Origin of the sequence: Streptomyces sp. NPDC019937, assembly GCF_040631655.1 — a bacterium.
Taxonomy (GTDB): Bacteria; Actinomycetota; Actinomycetes; order Streptomycetales; family Streptomycetaceae; genus Streptomyces.
Genome location: NZ_JBEYAL010000015.1, coordinates 76,352 through 100,068 on the forward strand (window position 1 = coordinate 76,352; position 23,717 = coordinate 100,068).

The window sequence follows — 23,717 nt, forward strand, 5'->3', positions numbered from 1 at the left end:
GGAGTCACGACGGGTCGTAGGTGAACGGCAGGGCGTTGCTGTTTCCGGCCGGGGTGTGGGCCACGACGCTCACCACTCCGGGCGGCCCGCCCGGGGTGGTGGCGATGACCTGCGTGTCCGAGATCGCGGCGAACGAGGCCGGGACGCCGCCGAAGGTCACCGAGTCGGTGTAGGTGAGGTTGCCGCCGGCGAGCAGGACCGACTCGCCCCCGGTGTCCAGGCCGTCGGGCGGGTTGAGGCTGGTGAGGACCGGGGCGGCGAGATAGGTGTAGTGCGGGTTCCCGGTCCCCGTCGAGCTGGTGCCGCCGGGTGTGGTGACGGTGACCTGGACCGTGCCGGACCCGGCCGGGGCGGTGACGGTCAGCTGGCTGTCGGAGACGACGTTGATGGCGGTGGCGGGGTTTCCCCCGAAGTTCACGGCGCTGGTGAGGGTCAGATTGCTGCCGTAGACGGTGACGGTGTTGCCGCCGGTGTCCGGGCCGAGGTGGGTGGACAGCTCGGTGACGGTCGGCGCGGTGATGTAGAAGTACGGCAGCGGATTGCTGGTGCCGCCGGGTGTGGTGACGATGACGTTGACCGCGGACGGCGGCCCGGCGGGCGCGGTCACGGTGATCTGGGTGGCGGTGGTGGTGAGGATGGCCGCCGCGTTGATCCCGAACATGACCGAGGTCGCCCCGGAGAGGTTGGTGCCGTTGATGGTGACCGTGTTGCCGCCCGAGGTCGGCCCCGAGGCCGGGTTGAGGCTGCTGAGGGACGGTGCGGGGGCGGCGGCGTAGGTGTAGCCGAGCGCGTTGCTGGTGCCGCCGGGGGTGATGACGACGACGCCCACGCTGCCGGTGCCCGCCGGGGCGGTGACGGTGATCTGGGTGGGGGTGTCGGTGAGGATGGTGGCGGGGTTGGGGCCGAACAGCACCTGGGTGGCGCCGCCGAGTCCGGTGCCGGTGAGCGTGACCGTGGTGCCGCCGGAAGGGGGACCCGAGGCCGGGCTGAGCGTGGTGAGGACGGGGGCCGCGACGGTGGTGTAGGTGAAGAACACGTTCTGGGTGCTGGTTCCCGACGGCCCGGTGACCGTGACCTTGACCGTGCCGGTCCCCGCGGGCGTCCTGGCCGTGATCTGCGTGCCGTTCACGACGACCACGTTCGTGGCCAGGCCGGGGCCGAACCTGACCGCCGTGGCGCCGGTGAAGCCCGAGCCGGTGATGGTGACGGCGGTTCCTCCCGCGGGGGTGCCTTGGGCGGGGCTGACGCTGGTCACGATGGGGGCCATGACGCTGTTCTCCTTCTCGTACCTCGACGGCGGCGCCCTGGCCGGCGGTCGTCGGCCAGGGCGCGGGGGCGACGGTGCGGTGGCACCGCCGGCGCTCGGTCGTCCCGGGCCGTCAGGTGATGGTGAAGGCTTGCGCGTTGGAGGTCCCGCCGCAGGTGTGGACCGTGACGGTCCCGGCGCCGGGGGTGAGCCCCGCGGGCACGGTGGCCACCAGCTGGGTGCTGCTGAAGGGCGTGAAGACCGCGGTGGCGGTGGCGGCGGTGCTGTCGGTGAAGGTCACGGTGTCGACGCCGACGAAGGAGGTTCCGTTGATGGTGACGTCGTCCCCGGCGGTGCCCGTCGCGGGCACCACGGAGGTGATGGCCGGGGTGAGGTAGTAGTCGACCAGAGTGGTGCCCGACGCGCTGGTGCCGCCGGCCGTGCTGATGGTCACCGCCTGGGTCGACACGTCGGCGACCTGCCCCGGGTTGGCCGGCGCGGTGAAGGTGACCTGGTTGGTCTGCGTGGGGGTGACCGCGACGTTGCCGACGGTGCCCACACCGACCTGCGTCCCCGTCAGGAAGTTGGTGCCGAACAGCGTCGCCGCGCCGCCCGTGGCGGCCGGCAGGCAGGTGACGCTCAGTCCGGTGGTCGTCGGTGCGGCGATGACGAAGAACGGCAGTGCGTTGCTGGTGGCGCCGGTGTTGCTGGTCACGCTGACGGAGACCTGACCGGAGCACGGCGCCGTGTTGGGCACGACGAAGGTGACCTGGGTGGCGGTGACGCCGGTCGGAGTGACGGCCGTCGACCCGAAGTTCACGCGGGTGGTGGTGGCCAGCGCGGTGCCGTTGATCTGGACGGTGTCCCCGGGTTTGCCTTGGTTGGTGGTGGTCGTCGTGTCCACCAGCGAGGTGATGGTTGCCATGATCCTTCTCCTTCGAACGTGCCGCTTCGCCGGGGGTGCGGAGAGCAGGCCGACGGCTGACGCGCTCCGTGGCCGCGGCAGGGCGTCCCGGTGGGCGGGAAGGGCGGGTGGAAGACCCGTGGCCTCGGGGCCGGCGCCTGGGGGCGGATCTTCGAAAGGGAAGCGGCCCGGCACCGTCAGCGAAGGGCGCCTCGAGCTCGCTGCTTCCGATTTAAGCCAGCGGGGGAGGGGCCCGGAAGGTGGAACTGGAGCAACCGGGAATTTATGTGTCAGTAGGGTAAAAGCCTGTTAACAGGTTTTCTCTGCCGTCGTGCGCCCCTCGCGGCCCCGGGCCCGCAGACCCCGCAGGTCCCTCGTCCGCAGGTCTCATGGGTGCCCCGCGGGCGCTCGCGGGTCCTCGAAAAGCTAAGGGGGCGGGTGCGCGGCCTCAGCCGCCCACCCGCCCGCCGTCCGCGCGCGCCCGCGTTGCCCTACGCCGCGGCCCCGGGCCTCAGGCCCTCCTGCTCGGCCTCCACCTGCTGGTTCCACTCCCGCTTCGACGCCTGCCAGCCGTCCTCGTTATGACCGCGCCGCCAGTAGCCGGAGATGGACAGCCACTCGCGCGGCACCTCGCGCTCCATCCGCAGATGGCGGCGTATCTCCTTCACGAAGCCCGCCTCGCCGTGCACGAACGCCTGCACCTGACCGGCCGGGAAGTCCAGCCCGCGGACGGCCGCCACCAGCGCCTCGCCGACCGGCGCGGCGCCCCGGTGCAGCCACACCACCTCGGCCCCGTCCGGAACGGCCAGTTTGTGCTCCTCCTCGGGGCCCGCGACCTCGATGAAGGCGCGCACCGGAGGCGTGTCCGCGCCCCGCGGCCGGTGGGCCAGCCGCTCCAGCGCGGCGGCGATCGCGGGCAGCGCGCTCTCGTCACCGGCGAGCAAATGCCAGTCGGCGTCCTCGCGCGGGGCGTAGGCGCCGCCCGGGCCCCGGAAGTAGATCTCCTCGCCGGGCCGCACCCGCGCCGCCCACGGCCCGGCCAGGCCCTCGTCGCCGTGGACCACGAAATCGAGCGTCAGCTCGCGGGCCGCCGGGTCCCAGGCGCGCACCGTGTACGTACGGGTGACCGGCCACTGCTCGCGCGGGAACTCCTCCCGGATCCGCTCCGGGTCGAACGGCTCGGGATAGGTCACGCCCTCGATGGGGAAGAGCAGCTTGACGTAGTGATCGGTCCATTCACCGGCGCTGAAATCGGCGAGACCGTCGCCACCGAGCACCACCCGCACCATATGGGGGGTCAGCCGGTCGGTGCGCACCACCTGGGCACGGTGGGGCCGCGGACGTGTACGAGCCGGACGGTCTGCCATGGCGGCCTCCTTGATCGACAACAGTTAGGTTAAGCTAACCTAACACTTTATCCCTCAAGTGTGGAGAGCAGTCGCCGGAGCGATCCACCCAGACCCCAGCGCTCCGCGAGCGCGTCCACCGCGCGCGGGTCGCGCGGCGCTCGCGGCACGGCGGCGTCGAACGGGGGCAGCGGAACGTCCGAGGCGACCCGGACGACCTTCGGGGCGACCGCGAGATACGGCCGCGCCTCGTCCAGCCGCTTGCGCTGCGCGGGGGTCAGCTTCGACCCCGGATCGTCGACCGCGGCCATGATCCCGGCCAGATCGCCATGGGCGGCCAGCAGCTTGGCGGCGGTCTTCTCGCCGACCCCGGGAACGCCCGGCAGGCCGTCGCTCGGATCGCCGCGCAGCAGCGCCAGATCCGCGTACCCCCCGCCGTCCACCCCGTACTTCTCGCGCAGCACGGCCTCGTCCACCACCTGCAGCGTGCCGACCCCCTTGACCGGGTAGAGCACCCGCGCCCGGCGCTCGTCGCTGACCAGCTGGAAGAGGTCGCGGTCGCCGGTGACGATGTCGACCGGCCCGGCGGCGCGCCCGGCCAGCGTGCCGATCACGTCGTCCGCCTCGTAGCCCGCGGAGCCCACCCGGGCGATGCCGATCGCGTCCAGTACCGCGTCGATCACCGGGACCTGGGGCGAGAGGGTGTCCGGAACCTCCTCCTGGTCGACCCCGGCCCCCTCCGGGGCCTCCTCGGCGACCCGGTGCGCCTTGTAGGTGGGGATCAGCTCGACCCGCCAGGCGGGCCGCCAGTCGAAGTCCATGCACGCCACCAGATCGTCCGGCCGGTGGTCCTGGACGAGCCGGGCGATGAAGTCGAGCAGTCCGCGTACGGCATTCACCGGAGTGCCGTCGGGGGCCCTGACCGAATCGGGCACCCCGAAATAGGCACGGAAGTACAGAGAAGCGGTATCGAGAAGCATCAGGCGTCGGGTCACGACTCGATGATGCCGTATGCCGGTGACAGCCTCGGACTGGGATTGTGAGCTGGGTCACCGTATGGTTTACGCCATAAGGACAGGGGCAGGTGCGCCCCCGGAGCGAAGCCCTTGAGTGATTCAACTATTGCGTAGGGCATGCGGTCCGGTGCCGTGCTGTTCCACGACCCGCCGGCGGGGGTGGCGGGTCGTTTTTTGGTGCGATCTGAGAGGTATATGTGTCCAAACTGCGAGCCGAACACCTCTACAAGGTGTTCGGCAGAAGACCCGATGAGGCGGTAGCCGATCTCGAGGGCGGTGCGGACCGCGAACAACTGCGAGCGGAGGGCACGACGGCCGCGGTCGTCGACGCCACCTTCGCGGTCGAGGCGGGTCAGACATTCGTCGTCATGGGTCTGTCCGGGTCCGGGAAGTCCACGCTGCTGCGCATGCTGAACGGGCTGCTGGAGCCGACCGCCGGACGCGTCCTCTTCGACGACGACGACCTCACCGCGCTCAGCCCGCGCGATCTGCGCCAGGTGCGCTCCCACAAGATCAGCATGGTCTTCCAGCACTTCGCCCTCTTCCCGCATCGCAGCGTCCTGGAGAACGCCGCGTACGGTCTGGAGGTCCAGGGCATACCGCGTGAGGAGCGCGACAAGCGCGCCACCGAGGCCCTGGAGATGGTCGGCCTGGCCGGCTGGGAGAAGTCCTGGCCCGACGAGCTGTCCGGCGGTATGCAGCAGCGCGTCGGCCTCGCCCGCGCCCTGGCCACCGACGCCGACGTGCTGCTGATGGACGAGTCCTTCAGCGCGCTCGACCCGCTGATCCGCCGCGATATGCAGGACCAGCTGGTCCAGCTGCAGAAGCGGCTCAAGAAGACCATCGTCTTCATCACCCACGACCTCAACGAGGCCATGCGGCTCGGTGACCGCATCGCCGTCATGCGCGACGGCCGGATCGTCCAGATCGGCTCCGCCGAGGACATCCTGGTCACCCCGGCCAACGACTACGTCGCCTCCTTCACCAAGGACGTCGACCGCAGCCGGGTGCTCACCGCCGGGGCGATCATGTCCGACCCCGCCGATGTGCTGGGCACCACCGCCGACGACGGCACGCCGCTGCGCACCGCGCAGGACGTGCTGGACGCCGCCCCCGCCACCGTCGGCACCGACACCCCGATCGTCGAGCTGTTCACCCCTTGCTCGCGCAGCGGTACCGCGGTCGCGGTGACCGACGGCGACGGCACCCTCGTCGGCGTCGTCCCCCGCGCCCGGCTGCTCGCCGTCCTCGGTGACGGCGACACCGGGGGTGACGGCGCGACGCCACCGGCCCCGGGCAACCCGGACGCGCCCGAGTCCGCGAAGAAGGTGATCTCCGGTGCCTAGGCTCGAACTCGGCGACTGGATCAACTCCGGCGTCAACTGGCTCCGTGACAACCTGAGCTGGCTCTTCGACTTCATCTCCTCCGTCGTGCAGGGCATGTACGACGGGGTGAACTCGGTGCTCAGCGCGCCCGAGCCGCTGCTGTTCGCGGGCATCCTCGCGGTGCTCGCCTGGTGGCTGCGCGGTCTGCTGCCCGCCGTCCTCGCCTTCCTCGGCTTCGCGCTCATCGATTCGATCGAGCTGTGGGGCGAGGCGATGAACACCCTCGCGCTGGTGCTGGTCGCCGGTGTGATCACCATCGTGTTCGCGGTGCCGCTGGGCATCTGGGCGTCCCGTAACCGCGGGGTGAGCGCGTCGATCCGCCCGGTGCTGGACTTCATGCAGACGATGCCCGCCTTCGTCTATCTGATCCCCGGCATCTTCTTCTTCGGCCTCGGAGTGGTCCCCGGTGTCGTCGCGACCGTCATCTTCTCGATGCCCCCGGGCGTCCGCATGACGGAGCTGGGCATCCGCCAGGTCGACGCCGAGCTGGTGGAGGCGGCCGACGCCTTCGGCACCCATCCGCGCCGCACCCTGATGCGCGTCCAGCTGCCGCTGGCCCTGCCCACCATCATGGCGGGCGTCAACCAGGTGATCATGCTGGCGCTGTCCATGGTCGTCATCGCCGGCATGGTCGGCGCCGAGGGCCTGGGCTCCACCGTCTTCCAGGCGATCAGCTCCGTCGACGTGGCCATGGGCTTCGAGGGCGGTATCGCGGTCGTCATCCTGGCCATGTACCTGGACCGGATGACCAGCGCGCTCAATCAGCGTGTCTCCCCGCTCGCCCGCCGCGCGCTGGCCAAGGAGCGGGCCAAGGCGCTCAGCGGCGCCAAGGTGCTCCACTGGCGGCCCGCGACCTCGGTCGCCATGGTCGGCGTGGTCGTCCTGGCCCTGGTCGCCGGCGGCATGAAGATGTTCGGCGGCAACGAGAGCGGCCCCACCGTCTCCGCCAACGTCGGCAAGGGCCAGTCGGTCAACCTCGGCTACATCAACTGGGACGAGGGCGTCGCCTCCACCTTCCTGTGGAAGGAGCTGCTGGAGGAGCGCGGCTTCAAGCCCAAGGTGCAGTCGTACGACGTCGGTGCCCTGTGGACCGGTATGGCCGCGGGCAACATCGACCTGCAGACCGACGCCTGGCTCCCGGCCACCCACGCTACGTACTGGGCGAAGTACAAGGACAAGCTGGAAGACCTCGGCTCCTGGTACGACAAGACCTCGCTGGAGGTCGCGGTCCCGTCGTACGTCAAGGGCGTGAAGTCCCTGGACGACCTGAAGACCAAGTCCGGCCTCTTCAAGAAGCAGATCATCGGCATCGAGCCCGGCGCCGGTGAGATGAAGCTGATGCAGGACAAGGTCATGCCGGGCTACGGCCTGAACAAGGACTACACCCTGGTCAAGGGCTCCACCGCGGCGATGCTGTCCCAGCTGGACCGCTCGTACCAGAAGAAGGAGCCGATCGCGGTCACCCTGTGGTCCCCGCACTGGGCGTACGACAAGTACAAGCTCACCAAGCTGAAGGACCCCAAGGGCGCCTTCGGCAAGGGCGACCACATCGACACGATCGCGCGCAAGGGTTTCTCGAAGAAGAACCCGCAGATCGCCAAGTGGATGAAGAACTTCAAGCTGAGCGAGAAGCAGCTCACCAGCCTGGAGTCGGCCATCCAGGACGCCGGTAAGGGCAAGGAGCAGCAGGGCGTGCGCGCCTGGCTGAAGGACAACCCGGGGGTGGCGAACAAGCTCGCCCCGGTGCCCGGCGGTGCCGAACAGAAGGGCAAGGACGCGGGCGCCGCCCCGCAGATCGGCTACTTCCCGTGGGACGAGGACATCGCGACCACGTACCTGTGGAAGAACGTCCTGGAGAAGCGCGGCTACAAGCCGGAAATCAAGCAGTACGACGTCGGTTCCATGTTCACCGGGATGAGCACCGGTCAGGTCGACGTGGAATTCGACGGCTGGTTGCCGGTCGCGCAGAAACAGTATTGGGACAGATACAAGAAGAACCTGGTCGACGTCGGGTCGTGGTACGACAAGACCTCGCTGGAGGTCGCCGTGCCGTCCTACGTCAAGGACGTGAAGTCCCTGGCGGACCTCAAGGGGAAGGCCGATCTCTTCAAGGGGAAGATCGTCGGCATCGAACCGGGTACCGGTGAGATGAAGCTCCTCAAGGGCAAGGTCCTGAAGGAGTACGGCCTGGACAAGGAGTACACGGTCTCCGACGGTTCCTCCCCGGCGATGCTGGCGCAGCTGGAGCGTAGTTACGCCAAGAAGGAGCCGGTGGCCGTCGTCCTGTGGACCCCGCACTGGGCGTACAGCAAGTACAAGCTCACCAAGCTCGCGGACCCGAAGAAGGCCTTCGGGGCGAACAACCAGCTCCACACGCTCGCCAACAAGTCCTTCCCGAAGAAGTTCCCGGAGTTCAACGGGTGGCTGAAGAAGTGGCACATGACGGAGAAGGAGCTCGCGACGCTCGAGCAGGCCGTGCAGGACGCGGGTAAGGGCAACGAGGAGAAGGGCGTCCAGAAGTGGATCGACGCCCACCCCGGCATCGTCGACAAGATGGCGCCGGTCACCCCCTGACCCCGACCCCCGTCCCACCGTGGTGACACCCGCCGCCGCGGTCCGGAGCCTCACCGCCCCGGACCGCGGCGGCGGTCCTTTGCCCGCGGTGAGCGGCCGTACGGTGGGGCGATGAACCCTCGTGCCCGCGTACGCGGTGTGGTGTCCCTGGTGCCCTCGCTCACCGAGTCCGTCGCCGCCACCGCGCCCGGCCTGCTGACCGGGGTGACCGACTGGTGCAGCCATCCGCCCGGGCTGCGCGCGGAGCGCGTCGGCGGCACCAAGAACCCCGACATCGCCCGGATCACGGCCCTCGCCCCGGACCTCGTCCTCGCCAACGAGGAGGAGAACCGCGCCCCCGACATCGGCGCGCTGCGCGCCGCCGGGCTCGATGTGCTGGTGACCGAGGTACGAACGCTGGAGCAGGCGTTCGCCGAGCTGGAACGGGTCCTGGTGCGCGGCTGCGGCCTGCCGCGCCCCGGCTGGCTGGACGAGGCCGAGGCCGCCTGGGCGGACGTACGGCCCACCGCGGCGCCCCGGCGGGCCGTGGTGCCGGTATGGCGGCGGCCGTGGATGGTGCTGGGCCGGGACACCTTCGCCGGGGACCTGCTGGCCCGGCTCGGCGTACGGCATCTGTACGCCGGGCACGCCGAGCGCTACCCCCGGGTCCCGATCGACGAGCTGACCGGGTGCGGCGCGGAGCTGGTGGTGCTGCCGGACGAGCCGTACCGCTTCACGGCCGACGACGGGCCCGAGGCGTTCCCCGGGTTGCCCGCCGCGCTCGTCAGCGGCCGCCATCTGACCTGGTACGGCCCCTCGCTGGCGGAGGCGCCCGCCGCCCTCGGCGCGGCGCTCGCGGCGGCGCGCTGACGGCGGGCGCTTCTACGGGCGGCGCGCTGACGGCGGCCTGCTACGGCGTGAGCAGCGTGCCGCGCGCCAGGCCGAGCGCCGTGCGCGCCGCGACCAGCCCCCACGCCGCCACCAGGGCGCCGTACAGCCCCACCGCCAGCCAGCGATAAGCGTCCAGACCGGTGTGCCGGGACAGCGCCGCCGCCCCCGTGACACAGGTGCCCACCGGGAAGGTGAACCCCCACCAGGTCATCGCGAACGGCATCCCGCGCCGCGCCGCCCGCACCACCAGCGCCCCCGCCGACGCCAGCCACAGCAGCGCGAACCCCATCACCGGCACCCCGTACACCACCGAGGCGAACCGGGCTACGGCCTCCGGCACCCCCGCCGTGTACGCCGCGGCGTCGGCCAGCCCGCCCGCGGCCGTCGTGGACTGCCCGAGCGGGCCCAGCACCAGGAACAGCGCGGGCGTCAGCGCCGCCGGGAGCGGACCGTGGCGCACCAGCCGGCCGAAGATCAGCGGCAGCATCAGGAACGTCCCCAGCAGGCTCGCCCCGGCCAGCGCCGCGCACCCCAGCAGCAGCGCCTCCCGCCCCTGCCCGGGCGGCAGATGCGGCACCAGCGCCGGACCGGTCGCCGCCGACACCATCGGTGCCACGACCGGCAGCAGCCACACCGGGGACGCGTCCCCGGGCCCGATCCGGTGCGTCGCGACCATCAGCACCGGGATCCCGGCCGCCGTCAGCAGGGCGGTGAGCGTTCCGGCCGTCCACAGGGCCGCGTCCACGGCCACCGCCGCCCGTACGCCGATCACCTCCGCCCCCACCGACAGCGTCGCCGCGCCGACCGCCTGCAGCGCCATGGGGAGGCAGCCGTGGAAGGGGGCGACCGTCGGGTCCAGGAGACCGGCGCGGGCCCGGTCACGATGGCGCGCCCAGTGCGCCGCGCGGGCGGCCAGCACGGCGCCGAGCATCAGCACCGACACCGCCCACACCACCCGGCAGAGCCCGCCCAGCCCCGGGACGCGCACCGGCAGCCCGGCGCCGGCGGTCGCCACGATCGCGGTGCCCATCACCGTGGCGTACCAGTTCGGGCCGAGGAGGCGTACGGACGGCCGGGGGCGGTCGCGGGGGACGGCGGGCAGGGGCGGGGCGGGCGCGGCAGTGACCATGCACGCACCCTCGCCCGATACGGCGCCTCCCACCAGGCCCTTTTCCCCTATGAGGACATAAGCTGGCTTTATGAGCGACGGCCTGGCGGGTGACGGCTTGACGAGCGACGGCTTCATGAGCGAGCAGAGCCGGAAGAGCCCCGCCCCCGGCGGCGACGGACTGACGCCGCCCGCCCCGCTCGCCCACCGCGTCCCCGACCTCGGCGCGCTGGAGCTGCTGATCGCCGTCGCCCGGCTCGGCAGCCTCGGCCGCGCCGCCCGGGAACTGGGCATCACCCAGCCCGCAGCGAGCAGCCGGATCCGGGCGATGGAACGGCGGCTCGGTGTCGCGCTCGTGGACCGCTCGCCGCGCGGCTCCCGGCTCACCGAACCCGGGGCGCTCGTCACGGACTGGGCGCGGCGCGTGGTGGAGGCGGCCGAGGCGTTCGACGCGGGCGTCCACGCGCTGCGCGACCGCCGCGACTCCCGGCTGCGGGTCGCCGCCAGCATGACGATCGCCGAGTATCTGCTGCCCGGCTGGCTGATCGCGCTGCGCGGCCTGTACCCCGACACCGCCGTCTCGCTCCTTGCCGGGAACACGGCGGCCGTCGCCGGGCGGCTGCTGGACGGCGAGGCGGACATCGGCTTCGTCGAGGGCCTGGACACTCCGGGCGGGCTGGACGGCGCGGTCATCGGCCACGACCGCCTCGTCGTGGTCACCGCCCCCGGCCACCCCTGGGCCGGACGCCGCACCCCGCCGACCGCCGCGGAGCTGGCCGCCACCCCGCTCATCCTCCGGGAGCGCGGCTCCGGCACCCGGCAGGTCCTGGACGCCGCCCTCGCCGCCCACGGCGGCCTGGCCGCGCCGCTGCTGGAGCTGGCCTCCACGACCGCCGTGAAGGCGGCGGCGGTGAGCGGCGCGGGCCCCGCGGTGCTCAGCCGCCTGGCCGTCGGCGAGGAGCTGGCCGCCCGCCGACTGGTCGAGATCGCCGTCCCGGACATCCCGCTGCGCCGCGACCTGCGCGCCGTCTGGCGCTCCGGCCCCCACCCCACCGGCCCGGCCCGCGACCTGCTCGGCCTGACCAGGCCGGGCCCGGCTCCCACCGTGTGAGCCGGCTCGCGGCCGCCCCGACACGCGTCAGATGTGCAGGTCGCAGCACCCGTCGCGCCGCAACTGCCGCCCCACCTCCAGCCAGTGCTTCTCCGACCGCCCGTGCGCCGCACGCGCCCCGGCGGGCGCCGGGAACGCCTCGACCAGCTGCCGCTGCTCGAACGGCACCCCGCCCCGCAGCACCGAGACCGTCCGTACCAGCGAGTCGAAGTCGGTGAAGGGATCGCCGTCCACGACCGTCAGGTCCGCCAGCTTGCCGACCTCCAGGGTCCCCAGGTCCCGGTCGGCGCCGAACGCCCGCGCCGGCAGGACGGTCACCGTGCGCAGCGCCTCCGCCGGCGACATCCCGAACCGGTGCAGCGCCCGCAGCCCCATGTGCAGGTTGAGCCCCACCGGCGTCAGCGGCTGGTCGGTCCCCAGGGCGAACACACCGCCACCGGCGAGGACCCGCCGGTAAATGTCGATCTCGGTGCGCAGGGTGGCCAGCTGGGCGTCGGTCGGCGGCGCTCCGGCGAGCTGCCGCACCAGGGCGGTGTCCCACGGCGGCATCAGCCGGGTGACCCGCTCGTCCTCCGCCAGCGAGGGGTCGGCGCCGACCAGCGGCTGGGCGGCGAACGGCGTACCGATCAGCCGGAAGTCGGAGGCGGTGTAGATCTCCGTCACGTCCTGCTCGGCGTGCCCGGTCGCCGTCGTCACATGCCCGAACTCCAGGCGCTGGGTTGCTTGCAGATGTGTCGTCAGGTCCTGCCCGAGCTGTATGCCGGGCGTGCACAGATGGCTGCCGGAGCGCACCCCGAGCTTGTCGTGCGCGAAGCGGGCGGCCTCCTCCATGATCCAGCCGGGCGCGCGGACGTACGTCTTGACGAAGTCCCAGTCGAGCGCCGCCGCGCGGTCCAGCGAGCGCCGCAGCCCGTCCCGGGTGCGGTGCGCCCGGGCCATGCTGTACGCCACCCGCGACCCGTCCAGCAGCTCCCCGGTGGCCAGCAGCCGCGGCCCGGCCAGATCGCCCGCCGCGACGGCCTCCCGCAGCCGCGCCTGCTCATAGGCGAAGCCGCCGAACGAGACGGCGGTGGTGATGCCGTACGCGAGCTGCAGCGCGGTCTGGCGGCCGCCGTAGGTGTACTGCCAGGGGTGGGTGTGGGCGTCCCACAGCCCGGGGACGATGGTTTGGGCGGAGGCGTCGATACGGCGCTTCGCGGCCCGCCCGGCGCGGTGCGCCTCGACGGCGGCGATCCGCCCGCCGCGCACCACGATGTCGACGTCCTCGCGGACGGTGCCCCCGCCGCCGGTGCCGTCCCAGAACCTCCCGGCGTGCACCACGGTGTCGGCCGGGCGCGGCCGCCGGTGGTCGAGCGCGATGCGCACCGTACGGACGTCGCCGCTCGCGACGTCCAGCAGCCGCAGCTTGCCCGCCGACAGATACAGGATGCTGCCCGAGTCCGCGGACCAGGACGGATGGTCGGCCGCCTCGTCGGTCATCCGGCGCGCATCGCCGTCCGGGCTGCCGTCCGGCCGGACCGGCAGCAGCCACAGGACGGATTCGGCGACGACGGCCATATGGCGGCCGTCCGGGGACCAGACGGGTCCTGAGTCGTAGCGGTCGGTCAGCGAGGTGTGCGGCGCGACGGCGTGCAGTTTCGCGGTGCCGCTGCCGGTGTCGACGACCCGGATGAGGTTGTAGCCCTCGCGGAATCTCTGGTTCAGCCGGTTGCGGTCGCACAGGGCGACATACCGGCCGTCCGGCGACCAGGTCGGCCGCCCGGGCAGCCCGCCCGCCCCGAGCGGCGCGGCCAGCACCTTGTCCGTACCGGCGGCCAGGTCCCGCAGCACCAGGTTTCCCGACATGTCGATACTGGCGAGCCGCTTGCCGTCGGGGGAGAGCGCGGGGTGCACCCGGCCCCCCGGGGCGAGCACCGTCTCCTCGCCGGAGGCGAGGTCGCGGCGGCGCACCGCGAGCAGCCCGTCGCGGTCGTCGGCGTACACCAGGGCGCGCCCGTCGCGCGTCCAGGAGGGGGCGAGCAGATACCGGGTGGCGTCCGCCCGCACGACCCGGCGCGGGGCGCGGCCGCCCGAGACGTCCGCCACCCACAGGGAGTTGAGGGCGGCGAACGCCACCTGGCGGCCGTCGGGCGACAGGGCTGGCAGATGCAGCCCGCGCACCGGACGCGCCCCGCCGCCCTCGAAGTCGTACCGCTTGACGGTGTACCGGGGCCGGTCGACCGGCAGGGTGGCGGCGAACGGGATCACCTCGCCCTCGGCCGGTGCCTCGGGGCGCACCAGCCGGAACCGCCCGTTCACCGTCAGCAGCAGCTCCTCGCGCGAGACCCACCGCGGCGGCACCGGCTGCACATCGCCGTCGACCGCGACCGCCGCGCCGCCCGCGACCAGCGTGCAGGACGCGTCCGGCGCGACGGTGGTGCGCAGATAGGCGAGCGTGCCGCCCGCCGACACGGACGGCGTCATCACCTGGGCGCCCGTGGTCGCGTCGGTGTGCTCGACGGTCACCGGCCCGGTGCCGTCCGCCCGTACGGAGGCCACCGTACGGGCGTCCAGGACGGTCCCCGCGGGCACGCCGCGGACGAACAGCACGCGCTCGCCGTCCGGGGACCAGGTGGGGTCGAAGTCCTCCCAGGCACCGCCCTGGAGCGGCCCCTCCTGGCCGGGCAGCCCGGTCAGCCGGGTCAGCTCGCCGCTGGCCACGTCCAGCACCCACACCCGGTACGGGCTGCCCGCCACCGGGTCGCCGCCGCGCTCGGAGGCGAAGGCGATCCGGGTGCCGTCCGGCGACCATGCCGGGCCGCGGTCGTCCCACGGACCGTCCGTGCGCTGCCGCACATCGGAGCCGTCGGGTCGCAGCGTCCAGATGTGGAAGCCGCCGCCCCGGTACGCGCACACGGCCAGCAGCTTCCCGTCGGGGGAGTGGACCGGACGGGTGGGCTCCAGATCGGGCGGGGTGAGTGCGACGGCATCGCCACCCTTACGGGGGACGGACCACAGCACGTTCTGGACCTCGGCGATCAGCCGGTCGCCCGACGGGGAGAGGGACGCGGCGCCGTTGGTGGCCGCCGTGAAGGAGAGCGAGACCCGCCGCGCCTCCGCCCGGGCCACCGCCTCGGCCGGCAGCGCGGTACCGGCGGCGACGGCGGCGCCCGCGGCGGCCGCCTGGAGAAGGCGCCGCCGGGAGAGGGCGGAGGGACTGTCCGACGGCGCGTCCGATGCTTCGTATGTAGCCAACGATCCTCCTGGTACAGGGAATTGCACGGTTCAGGAGTTGCGGGTGGTACGGAAAGCGCTTGATCGTTACACACCGCACGTGCTCCCGGTCAACACCCCGTCAGCACCGTGTCGGCACGGCGTCAACGCCCCTCCACGGGCCTTGGCTTGGCGGCCCGGCGAGGGGAGAGTGGGATCCCGCCCTCACCCACCGGCCCAGGAGACGAGATACGCATGCCAGCTGGCGGCATCACCCACCGCACCGACCACCTGACCGCCCCCGACGGCGTGCGCGTCGCGACGTACACCTGGCAGCCGGAGTCGAGCACGGCGCGAGCGATCGTCCAGATCGCCCACGGCGCCGCCGAACACGCCCGGCGCTACGACCGGTTCGCCCGCTTCCTGACCGGACACGGCTACGTGGTCGTCGCCTCGGACCACCGCGGCCACGGGGCGACCGCCGAGTCCACCGGCGGCCTCGGGGTCGTGGGCGCCTCCGGCGACGAGGACGACGGCTGGCGGGCCATCGTCGCCGACCTGCGCGCCATCGGCGACCGGGCCCGCGCCGACCACCCCGGGCTGCCGCTGGTCCTGCTCGGCCACAGCATGGGCTCCATGCTGGCCCGCGACTGCGCCCAGGAGTACGGCGGGGAGCTGGCCGGGCTGATCCTCTCCGGCACCTTCCGCTCGCTGCCGGGAGCCGAGATCGAGGGCGCGACGGCGGACATCGAACGGGAGATCGCGGACCGCGGCCGTACCGCCCTGTCCACCTTCACCCCCACCCTCTTCGCCTCGTTCAACGACCCGTACGAGTTCGGGACGGGCTTCGAATGGCTCTCCCGCGACCGGGCCGAGGTCGCCGCCTACGTCGCCGACGAGCACTGCGGCTTCCCCTTCAGCACCGGCCTCTCGCTGGACTGGCTGCGCGCCGTCCGCAAGATCAACGACCCGCGCAACCAGGCCCGGATCCCGGCCGCGCTCCCGGTCCACCTGGCGGTGGGCACCGAGGACCCCTGCAACCAGCGGATGACCCTGGTCTACGAACTCCTGGAGGACTTCCGCTACGGCGGCACCCGGGACCTGAGCTGGAAGGGCTACCAGGGCGCCCGGCACGAGATCCTCAACGAGACCAACCGCGAGGAGGTCCAGCGTGACCTCCTGGGCTGGCTGGACCAACACCTCTGAACCGACGCCGTCACCCTGTCGTCAGGCCGCCGTCACGTGAGCCGCAGAAAACCGCCGATGCGCTCACGCAGCGAGACCGCGTCCAGCCCCTGCCCCGCCAGGTGCTCCTCGATCGTCCCGTAGCGCCGCAGCTCGCGCCGGGCGATGCCGAGCCCGAGCACCCGGTGCGGCACGTCGGCGAGGGCGTCGTTCGCGGCCGCCGTCGAGGTCCCCGCGAGGTACGGCTCGACGAGCACGACGTCCGCCGCGGCCGCACCGGCGGCGGCCCGCAGCGCGCGCCCGTCGAAGGGGCGCACGGTCGTGGCGTACAGCACCGTCACGTCCAGCCCCTCGACGGCCGCGAGCACGCCGTCGAGCATCGGCCCGACCGCGACCACCACCCCGCCGCGCCCCTCCCGCACGGTCAGGAACCGCCCCGGGGCGATGGTCCGCGGCGCCGCGTTGGCGTGCGCCGACAGCCGTACGTACACCGAGTCGTCCCCGGCCCCGGCCGCGTCCCGCAGCAGCGCCTCGGCCTCGTCGGGGTGGCCGGGCACGTGCACCGTCCACCCGTCGAGCGTGTCCATCAGGGCGACGTCACCGGGCGCCATATGGGTGAGACCGCCCGCGGGCCAGTCGTACGAACCGGCCGCGCTCACCAGCACCCCGCCCACCCCCTGATGCCCGAAGTCCAGCTTCAGCTGCTCGAACGGCCGCTCGACCAGAAAGCTGGCGAAGGTGTGCAGGATCGGTCGCATCCCGGTCAGTGCCAGCCCGCCGCCGACACCGACGAGCAACTGCTCCCGGATGCCGACGTTGATCACCCGGTCGGGGTGGGCGCGCTGGGCGTCGGCGAAGCCGTCCTTGCCGATCTCCGCCAGGACGACGGCCAGCCGGGGGTCGTCGTCGAGGAGCCGGGAGACGGTGGAGGCGAAGCGCTCACGCATGGTGTCCACGAGGGATTCCCCTTAAAAGTCAAAAACTTCGATGCAGAACTGGACGGGCGACGCGGAACTCGGCGCGGGATCTCACCACCCCTTGGCCTCGACCCGGGCGACGACCGCGTGCGGCCGCCCCGGATGCGGTGCGGTGAACGCCTCGTGCAGCGCGTCGTGGTCCCGCCCGTCGACCGTCGCCGCGGACCAGCCCGCGGCCTCGAACCGGGAGGCGATGCCGCCGGGCCAGCCGTAGGTGGCGGAATCGTTGTCCACGACGAGCGTGTGCAGCCGCTCCAGCCCCGCGGCGCCCGCGTACGCGATCGCCTCGTGATTGCTCCCCTCGTCCAGCTCGGCGTCGCCGATCAGCACCCACACCGCGGGCCCGTCGGCCCCGTCGCGCCCCTGCGCCCGCAGCCCCAGCGCCGTCCCCACCCCCAGCGGCAGGCCGTGCCCGAGCGAACCACTGCTGATCTCGGCCCCCGGCACCAGCACCCGGTCCGGATGGTGGCCGAGCGGCGAGTCGTACGAACCGAACCCCGGCAGCAGCGCGTCGGCGAAGAACCCCTTGGCCGCGAGCACGGCGTAGTACGCCATCGGCCCGTGCCCCTTGGACAGCAGAAACCGGTCCCGGCCGGGATCGTCCACGGTCTCCGGCGAGACCCGCAGCACCCGGTCGTACAGCACCCAGAGCGCGTCGAGCGTGGAGGTGGCGGCGGGCCCGTGCTTCTCGTCGCCGGTCATCAGGCTCATCAACCGAGGAAGGTCGGTGTAGGTCGAGGTCATGAGCAGAGCCTGCAACTTCAAGTCCGCTTGAAGTCAAGCGCTAGCATCGCCGTCCATGAACTCGTCCTCCGACCGCCTCACCATCGGCGAGCTGGCCGCCCGCAGCGGCCTCGCCGCCTCGGCCCTGCGCTACTACGAGGAACTCGGCCTGATCCACTCCGAACGCACCGCCGGCCGCCAGCGCCGCTACACCCGCGCCACCCTCCGCCGCGTGGCCTTCATCCGGGCCGCCCAGCACGTCGGCCTCACCCTCGACGAGGCCGCCGAGGCCCTCGCCCGCCTCCCCGCCGACCGCGCCCCCACCGCCACCCAGTGGAACGCCGTCGCCCGCACCTGGACCCACCGCATCGACCAGCGCATCGCCGACCTGGAGCGCCTGAAGCGCAAGCTCACCGGCTGCATCGGCTGCGGCTGCCTCTCCCTGCGCAAATGCGCCCTCTACAACCCCTCCGACGCCGCCTCCACCCACGGCCCCGGCGCCCGCTACCTCCTCGGCGACACCCCGCCACCCTCCGCGGACACCCCGTAACCGGGGGTCGCCCCAGCGCCCCCACCCGGGGTGGAAGCGAGCACCCCCTGAAGTGCGGTATTGTTCTTCATGCGCGCCCGGCAAGGGGGAAACCCCGAGCCGGACAAGCACCGGGACGTGGCGCAGTTTGGTAGCGCACTTGACTGGGGGTCAAGGGGTCGCAGGTTCAAATCCTGTCGTCCCGACCAGCGTTTTCGCAGGTCGGAGGCCGTTTCCGCGGGTAGCGGAGGCGGCCTTTGTCGTGTCTGGGCAGGGAGCGATGGGGAGCCCTCTGGGAGCCCTCGTGCTCCCAACTCGCAGGCGTGTCAACGGTGTCCGATTCGTCCGTCACCCGATCCGGTAGACCTACGGCGCCGTACTGAGTCCCTGCGTGCCGTCGTCAACCGTAGGCCTCTGAGATCACCCCATCGATCTGGATGCTCTCTGCATCGAGAGGCATAAGAACCCTTGTCGGCTCCCGACCCTCTTTCCGGGTGGGAGCACGGCGCCGTGCTCCCCATGCGACAGGGGTGGGTGGGCCACTGGTGATCTCTCCGGGCCGGTTTCCGCAGGCAGCTCGCACGCGGGTGTCCTGGCCGTCGTGGAGTGTCTGCGTCAAGGCGCGGCAAAGCCCCTTGGCGTCTGCCGGCAGATAGGGCACTCCCAGGGCGTGAGCGCTGTATCCGGCTCTGGGGTGCCGTAGGGAGACTGTTCGTGGAGGTCTGGCAGGAAGAAAAAGTGTGCCAAGCGAGCGAGAATGATGTCCCCGCTGTGTGCGCTTGGCGTGGTGGTCGGGCGAGCACTGCTTGCCTGTGTGTCGCTCGAGTGCGGTGCTCTTGTCGTTCATGGATTCGGTCTGGGTGGCACGGGTGGCCGGACAGCCTGGGCGTATCTGACCCGTGGGTTGGCTTGAGAAGCCGTATCTCAACCGAACGTGATCCCTTGATTCCTGCTGGTCAGGCATGGTTTCGCTCGGGTTGAGGGAGGCATCGCGACGTCTTGTGTCCGCTTCATGGTCGAGGAGTGCGCGGTGGCATCGGTGCTGGGAATGCTGGAGGAGCGAGAGGCGGCTGCCCGGGTGCGGGTAGAGGGCTTGCGGGAGGAAGTCGCGCGGTTGGCTGAGGTGTTGGATGCCGCGGAGATCGAGCTGGACCGGCGGGTGATCGCGCGGGAGGAACTGCTCGAGGCACTGGCAGTTGCTGCGGCCGAGTCCACTGCCGTGACCACGACCGAGGCGGAGGTGGAAGCGGTGCCGTCGCTCGCGCCGGTGCCTGGCTCGACGGTGCCGCCCTGGCGGGAAGGGCTGCCGGTGACGGTTCTGGCGCCGGACTATCAGCGGATTGTAGGCGTGCTGGAACAGTAGCGATCCACGGGGCAGGGGCCGCTTCGAGCCAAGGAGATCGCGGTGGAGCTGGGCCTCGGGGCGACGCCGGCGAAGGTCGAGGGGCTGCGGTCGAAAGCCCGGCGCCTGGCGGAGCGCGGGTGGCTCCTCCTGGAGGCGTCGGGGGCATTCAGTGCCGGCCGGCGGCCCGTGGCCGTGCCAGGCGCCGGCTCATCCGTGTGACCATCGACCACCGGATCATCGCCTCGCTGGTGGCGGGCAGGGTCTCGTAGTCCCGGGCCAGGCGACGGGAGTTCATCAGCCACGCGAACGTGCGCTCCGCCACCCACCGCCTCGGCAGCACCACGAACCCTGTCATGTCGTCGGTGCGTTTGACGATCTCCAAGGTCAGAGCGAGTTTGTCCCGGCACCAGCCGACGAGGGAGCCGGTGTATCCGCCGTCGGCCCAGACGAGGGTGATGTCGCGGTGCAGGCGGCACAGCCGCCTCAGCAGGCCCGCCGCGGCGTCGCGGTCGCCGATGTTCGCGGCGGTGACCGCGACGACCAGGAGCAGACCGAGCGTGTCGGTCACGATGTGCCGTTTGCGGCCCGGCACCTTCTTCCCGCCGTCGTAGCCGCGTGAGGCGGCCGGCACCGTCGCGGCGGCCCGCACCGACTGCGCGTCGATGATCCCCGCCGTGGGCCCGGCCTCACAGCCCTCGCGTTCACGGACCTTCCCGCGCAGCCGGTCGTGGAACTCGGTGATCAGCCCGTGCTCGCGCCAGCGGCGGAAGAAGGCGTAGACCCGGCCCCAACCGGGGAAGTCCGCGGGCAGCGCCCGCCACGAGATCCCGCCCGCGACCAGATACCGGATCGCGTCCAGCAGCTGCCGGTGACAGTAGCCCTCGGGCCGTCCGCCCCGCCCCCGAAGCCAGGCCGGCACCGGCAACAGCGGCCGCACGGCCGCCCACTCCGCGTCCGTCATGTCCGACGGATACCGGCGCACCCGATCGGGATGATCGGCCGCGTTGCCGTACACATGCGCGAGGCAATCACACGATGGAGCAGCCGAGTTGAACTGGACCGGCTCGGACACGTACAACAAGGACACCAGGGCCTCCCGGCACTGCTCGGTCAGATTCGCATCCCCGAGCTACCGAGAGGCCCTGTCTTCATGCGCGTACAGCGGGAAGATCACCCAGGTGGGAAGCCTGTTCGAACCGCACGTTCCATGATCGGTTGAGATACGGCTTCTCAGGCCAACGCGGTCTTTCACCGCGTCCGGTCAAGCAGCGCCTCGTGGCGCACAGTCGGCCTCGAAGATCGGCTCCAGCACCAGCTTGACGGCTGTCTGGACCACCCGGTCGGAGACGGTCGCGATGCCGAGCTTGCGCACCTTCCCGCTTCCTCCTGTCGGCGTACGGTCTTGCCAGGCCCACGTTCACGTGTACGCCGACACCTAAGGGGCTTGGGGATCTTGCGTTCGCGCACCGGCAGCGGGCGGAGTCACCCGTCTTCAGTACGCGTAGCAGGTCCTCCAGGTAGTCCGGGAGACCGAGTTCCCGCTCGACGTTGACGACCGTGAGACCGTCGACGCCCGGGGTCCGGGCTCCCTTGTTGCCCGCGACCCGTTCGAACGCCACGAGGCAGCCGCCTGGCCGATGACATCTTCGGAGATGTTTTCGGCGCCTTCGGTGGCGAGCCGGCCCATCAGACCGACGCCGACATGGACGTGCTGCGGGGCATGCAGGCCAAGGACTACGGCGTGCACAGCGCCTTCCCCGTCTACAGCGGCAAGTAACGACGACCGTACGAACGGCCCCGGCCCGCGTCATCCCGGACGCGGGCCGACGACGCCGACTCGGGCCCGACGTCACTCGGGCGGCCGCAGCGCCGCGAGGATCTCGTTGATCATCCGGAGCCACTCCTCCGCGAAGGCGGGGTCACGCCAGTCACGGTCCGTGATGAGTGTGGTGAGTTGCGGCAGAGCGGCCGGCGCGGTGGTCAGAAGGACGACGAGAAGCCCGAAGTACTCCGGGGAGAGCGACGAGCGAAGCCGGCCGGCAGCCTGTTCGGCGGCGATGACGCCGACGATGCGCTGAAAATCGCCTTTCCGGTCGGGTCCGACGGGGATGTCGAGGCCGTCGGGGTTCAGGTACTCCCGGCCCTCCCAAACCAGGTGCGCGACTCCGTCCTGGTTGACGACGGACATGTCGAGGGAGGCTTGGAAGATCTCGGAGAGCGAGGATGACGCGAATGAGTGCCAGAAGTCGGCTGTCAGCGCGTGATTCCTTTCGAGCACCGCCAGCGCGAGTTCCTTCTTGCTCGCGAAGTAGTAGTAGATTACCTGCTTCTTGATGCCGGAGAGCTGCGCTATCGACTCCATGCGTGCCCCGGCGAACCCCGCCAGCGCGAGCTCGCGGGAAGCCGCGGTGAGAATCCGCTCGCGCGTGTCCCCTCCCCGTGGACCCTTGCCGTCGCCTGCCTGGGACATCGAAGCACCTCCTAGAACGTTTGCCCTCACATCCTCCACTGCCAGCGCCCCGGTGCCTCAAGCGGGTCAGCCTGCCCGACGATATCCGCTGCGCGGCGTCAGTGGGGTGACTTGCTGAGGATCGCTCCGGAGCCGAGGTTCATCAGTCCGCTGACCACGGTGACGTTGTCCGCCTTCTTGATCTGGCGCCTACCGGCGCGTCCTTGCACCTGCAAGGCGGCCTCGACCCAATGTCCCATCCCGTGCAAGCGCCCCTCGCTCAGATTGCCGCCGTGGGTGTTGATGGGGAACTCACCGTCGATGTCGATCCGCCCTTTCTGGATGAACTCGAAGGCTTCGCCTTCTCCGCAGAAGCCCAGTCCTTCAAGCCAGAAGTAGACGTCGGGTCCCCACCCGTCGTAGAGCATGGCCGCGTCGACATCGCTCGGACGCAGGCCGGAGGTACTCCAGAGGCTTTTCCCGATCGTCTTCGCGGTGTGTTGCATCTGCTCGAACATTCGCGGGCCGATACCGCTGCCGAGGCCACTGATCGATCGCGGCTCGATGCCCTTAGGAATGCCCGCTTGACCGAGGCCGGAGACGTAAGCCGGCGGATGTGGCAGATCCTTCGCCCGGTCGGCCCGGGTCATGACGATGGCGGCCACTCCGTCGACCGGAATGTCGCAGTCGTAGAGGCACATCGGGTCGGCGATCATCCGCGCGTTCATATACTCGTCGGCCGTCAGCGGTGTGTTGCGAAAGTACGCGTTCGGATTGAGGTTCGCGCCCTTGCGCTGCGCCACGGCGAGCGTCGCGAGGTGCTCACGACGGGCACCGTACAGCTTCATGTACCGCATGTAGGCGGGCGCGAACTCCGCGATCGAGGCCGATTTGCCGTACGGAAGGGTGAAAGCCGAACTGTCCGGCGCCTCCAGCGCGGAATGTGTGGCCTGGTAGCTACCGCCCGCCACGAACGACATCGCCCGCCAGACGACGGCGTAGTTGCATCGGTTGAGCGCCAGCGCGTGGGCGGCTTGTTCGATCGCCGTGCTCACGTTGCCGCTCTGGGTCTCGGCCCACCACGTGACGTTCTCAAAGCCCAGGCTGTTAACCAGCCAGGCCACGCTGACGAACTGTGTACCGTCTCGGGGTCCCTCGGGGAACTGCGGGAACGTCGCCGCGCCGTCCACGTCGTCGATCGTGATGCCCGCGTCTGCGATGGCGGCCAACACGGCGTCCTTTGCGAGGAGGCCGAGGGGGCGGGTGAGCCGGCGCCCTATCTGCGAGTGTCCGACGCCGACGATGGCGACTGGGTTGTCTTTACTGAACATCGGTGCCTCCGGCCAAGCGGAATTGCAGGATGACCTCGTTGCCGCGCGGTTCGAAGTCCGCGATCACGGGGAGGCCGAGCTCCAAGGACTCGAAGTCATAGTCGCCGAGTAGGTTGGTCACGAGGATCAGCGACGGTTGTTCTTCGAGGGCGACGGAAACGAGTACGTACGGTGTGTCGTCCTGGAAGGCGGCGACCCAGGTCTGGTGGACGCGCGTGAAGGAGTAAATGGTTCCCCGGCCGGAGATCTCTGCCCAGGTGAATTCCTCGCCGTGGCACTCCTGGCAGAGCATCTTGCGGCGCTGGCTGTACCAGCCGCAGGACACACATCGGGAGAGAACCACTCGGTGCTCGCGGAGCGCGTCCCAATAGGGCCGGTCTATTTCGGTGGGAACCGGAACCGGCTTCCCGATACTTGCCGTCATG

At 71.3% G+C, this 23,717-nt stretch carries 18 protein-coding genes, 1 tRNA gene and 2 pseudogenes; 8 read left to right on the forward strand and 13 right to left on the reverse strand.

Translation table 11 applies throughout. The features are described from left to right. Positions 1-4: 4 nt before the first annotated feature. The 4 genes from ABZ562_RS17095 to ABZ562_RS17110 all read right to left on the reverse strand — a co-directional run bounded on the left by ABZ562_RS17095 (position 5) and on the right by ABZ562_RS17110 (position 4,476). Complete coding sequence (locus ABZ562_RS17095; protein WP_361479534.1) at positions 5-1,267, reverse strand: IPT/TIG domain-containing protein; 1,263 nt, start codon at positions 1,265-1,267, stop codon at positions 5-7. A 112-nt stretch (positions 1,268-1,379) separates the two neighbouring features. Further along, positions 1,380-2,171, reverse strand: coding sequence for an IPT/TIG domain-containing protein (locus ABZ562_RS17100; protein WP_361479537.1), 792 nt, complete (start codon positions 2,169-2,171; stop codon positions 1,380-1,382). A 470-nt stretch (positions 2,172-2,641) separates the two neighbouring features. Next, the gene (locus ABZ562_RS17105; RefSeq protein WP_361479540.1) at positions 2,642-3,517 is read right to left on the reverse strand and encodes a siderophore-interacting protein; all 876 of its coding nucleotides are present in this window, start codon (positions 3,515-3,517) and stop codon (positions 2,642-2,644) included. Between the two features lie 47 nt (positions 3,518-3,564). Beyond that, positions 3,565-4,476: a 5'-3' exonuclease gene (locus ABZ562_RS17110; RefSeq protein ID WP_361479860.1), complete on the reverse strand. Its 912-nt coding sequence runs from the start codon at positions 4,474-4,476 to the stop codon at positions 3,565-3,567. A gap of 233 nt (positions 4,477-4,709) precedes the next feature. Here ABZ562_RS17110 and ABZ562_RS17115 point away from each other — a divergent pair, with 233 nt between their 5' ends. The 3 genes from ABZ562_RS17115 to ABZ562_RS17125 all read left to right on the forward strand — a co-directional run bounded on the left by ABZ562_RS17115 (position 4,710) and on the right by ABZ562_RS17125 (position 9,321). Beyond that, on the forward strand, positions 4,710-5,858 hold the full coding sequence (locus ABZ562_RS17115) for a glycine betaine/L-proline ABC transporter ATP-binding protein (protein ID WP_361479543.1): 1,149 nt from the start codon (positions 4,710-4,712) through the stop codon (positions 5,856-5,858). Next, positions 5,851-8,472, forward strand: coding sequence for an ABC transporter permease/substrate binding protein (locus tag ABZ562_RS17120; RefSeq protein WP_361479546.1), 2,622 nt, complete (start codon positions 5,851-5,853; stop codon positions 8,470-8,472). Before ABZ562_RS17115 ends, ABZ562_RS17120 begins: the two co-directional genes overlap by 8 nt. Before the next feature lie 111 nt (positions 8,473-8,583). Continuing rightward, positions 8,584-9,321: a helical backbone metal receptor gene (locus ABZ562_RS17125; RefSeq protein WP_361479549.1), complete on the forward strand. Its 738-nt coding sequence runs from the start codon at positions 8,584-8,586 to the stop codon at positions 9,319-9,321. Between the two features lie 40 nt (positions 9,322-9,361). On the opposite strand, the gene ABZ562_RS17130 is transcribed toward ABZ562_RS17125, so the two are convergent. After that, positions 9,362-10,471: a TDT family transporter gene (locus tag ABZ562_RS17130; protein WP_361479552.1), complete on the reverse strand. Its 1,110-nt coding sequence runs from the start codon at positions 10,469-10,471 to the stop codon at positions 9,362-9,364. 115 nt (positions 10,472-10,586) lie between these two features. Here ABZ562_RS17130 and ABZ562_RS17135 point away from each other — a divergent pair, with 115 nt between their 5' ends. Then, the gene (locus tag ABZ562_RS17135) at positions 10,587-11,561 is read left to right on the forward strand and encodes a LysR family transcriptional regulator (protein ID WP_361479863.1); all 975 of its coding nucleotides are present in this window, start codon (positions 10,587-10,589) and stop codon (positions 11,559-11,561) included. A 27-nt stretch (positions 11,562-11,588) separates the two neighbouring features. Here ABZ562_RS17135 and ABZ562_RS17140 read toward each other — a convergent pair whose 3' ends face one another. Further along, positions 11,589-14,795 carry an amidohydrolase family protein gene (locus ABZ562_RS17140; protein WP_361479555.1) on the reverse strand — a complete coding sequence of 1,069 codons (3,207 nt, stop codon included), beginning with the start codon at positions 14,793-14,795 and terminating at the stop codon, positions 11,589-11,591. A 213-nt stretch (positions 14,796-15,008) separates the two neighbouring features. On the opposite strand from ABZ562_RS17140, the gene ABZ562_RS17145 reads away from it, so the two are divergent. Continuing rightward, positions 15,009-15,959 carry an alpha/beta hydrolase gene (locus ABZ562_RS17145; RefSeq protein ID WP_361479558.1) on the forward strand — a complete coding sequence of 317 codons (951 nt, stop codon included), beginning with the start codon at positions 15,009-15,011 and terminating at the stop codon, positions 15,957-15,959. Between the two features lie 32 nt (positions 15,960-15,991). Here the strand turns inward: ABZ562_RS17145 and ABZ562_RS17150 are convergent, their stop codons facing one another. Together ABZ562_RS17150 and ABZ562_RS17155 are read right to left on the reverse strand one after the other, a co-directional pair. After that, entirely contained in the window at positions 15,992-16,894 is a 903-nt protein-coding gene (locus ABZ562_RS17150; RefSeq protein ID WP_361479561.1) for a transketolase, read from the reverse strand. A gap of 72 nt (positions 16,895-16,966) precedes the next feature. Next, positions 16,967-17,659 (reverse strand): transketolase, encoded by a 693-nt coding sequence (locus ABZ562_RS17155; protein ID WP_361479564.1) that lies wholly within the window; start codon positions 17,657-17,659, stop codon positions 16,967-16,969. Between the two features lie 55 nt (positions 17,660-17,714). Here ABZ562_RS17155 and soxR point away from each other — a divergent pair, with 55 nt between their 5' ends. The 3 genes and pseudogenes from soxR to ABZ562_RS17170 all read left to right on the forward strand — a co-directional run bounded on the left by soxR (position 17,715) and on the right by ABZ562_RS17170 (position 19,731). Next, on the forward strand, positions 17,715-18,188 hold the full coding sequence (gene soxR, locus ABZ562_RS17160; RefSeq protein ID WP_361479567.1) for a redox-sensitive transcriptional activator SoxR: 474 nt from the start codon (positions 17,715-17,717) through the stop codon (positions 18,186-18,188). Positions 18,189-18,299: 111 nt separating this feature from the next. Next, positions 18,300-18,376, forward strand: a tRNA-Pro gene (locus ABZ562_RS17165). Between the two features lie 803 nt (positions 18,377-19,179). After that, positions 19,180-19,731 (forward strand): annotated as a pseudogene (locus ABZ562_RS17170) (hypothetical protein). Here the strand turns inward: ABZ562_RS17170 and ABZ562_RS17175 are convergent. The 5 genes and pseudogenes from ABZ562_RS17175 to ABZ562_RS17195 form a co-directional block, all read right to left on the reverse strand. After that, on the reverse strand, positions 19,679-20,473 hold the full coding sequence (locus ABZ562_RS17175) for an IS5 family transposase (RefSeq protein ID WP_361479570.1): 795 nt from the start codon (positions 20,471-20,473) through the stop codon (positions 19,679-19,681). The pseudogene ABZ562_RS17170 and the gene ABZ562_RS17175 sit on opposite strands and share 53 nt — an antisense overlap. A 324-nt stretch (positions 20,474-20,797) precedes the next feature. Continuing rightward, a pseudogene (locus ABZ562_RS17180) lies at positions 20,798-21,134 on the reverse strand (hypothetical protein); the annotation flags it as partial. Positions 21,135-21,361: 227 nt separating this feature from the next. After that, positions 21,362-21,982 (reverse strand): TetR/AcrR family transcriptional regulator, encoded by a 621-nt coding sequence (locus ABZ562_RS17185; RefSeq protein ID WP_361479573.1) that lies wholly within the window; start codon positions 21,980-21,982, stop codon positions 21,362-21,364. Positions 21,983-22,080: 98 nt separating this feature from the next. Continuing rightward, positions 22,081-23,292 carry a hypothetical protein gene (locus ABZ562_RS17190; protein WP_361479575.1) on the reverse strand — a complete coding sequence of 404 codons (1,212 nt, stop codon included), beginning with the start codon at positions 23,290-23,292 and terminating at the stop codon, positions 22,081-22,083. Continuing rightward, positions 23,282-23,716, reverse strand: coding sequence for an OB-fold domain-containing protein (locus ABZ562_RS17195; protein WP_361479578.1), 435 nt, complete (start codon positions 23,714-23,716; stop codon positions 23,282-23,284). Before ABZ562_RS17195 ends, ABZ562_RS17190 begins: the two co-directional genes overlap by 11 nt. Position 23,717 lies beyond the last annotated feature (1 nt).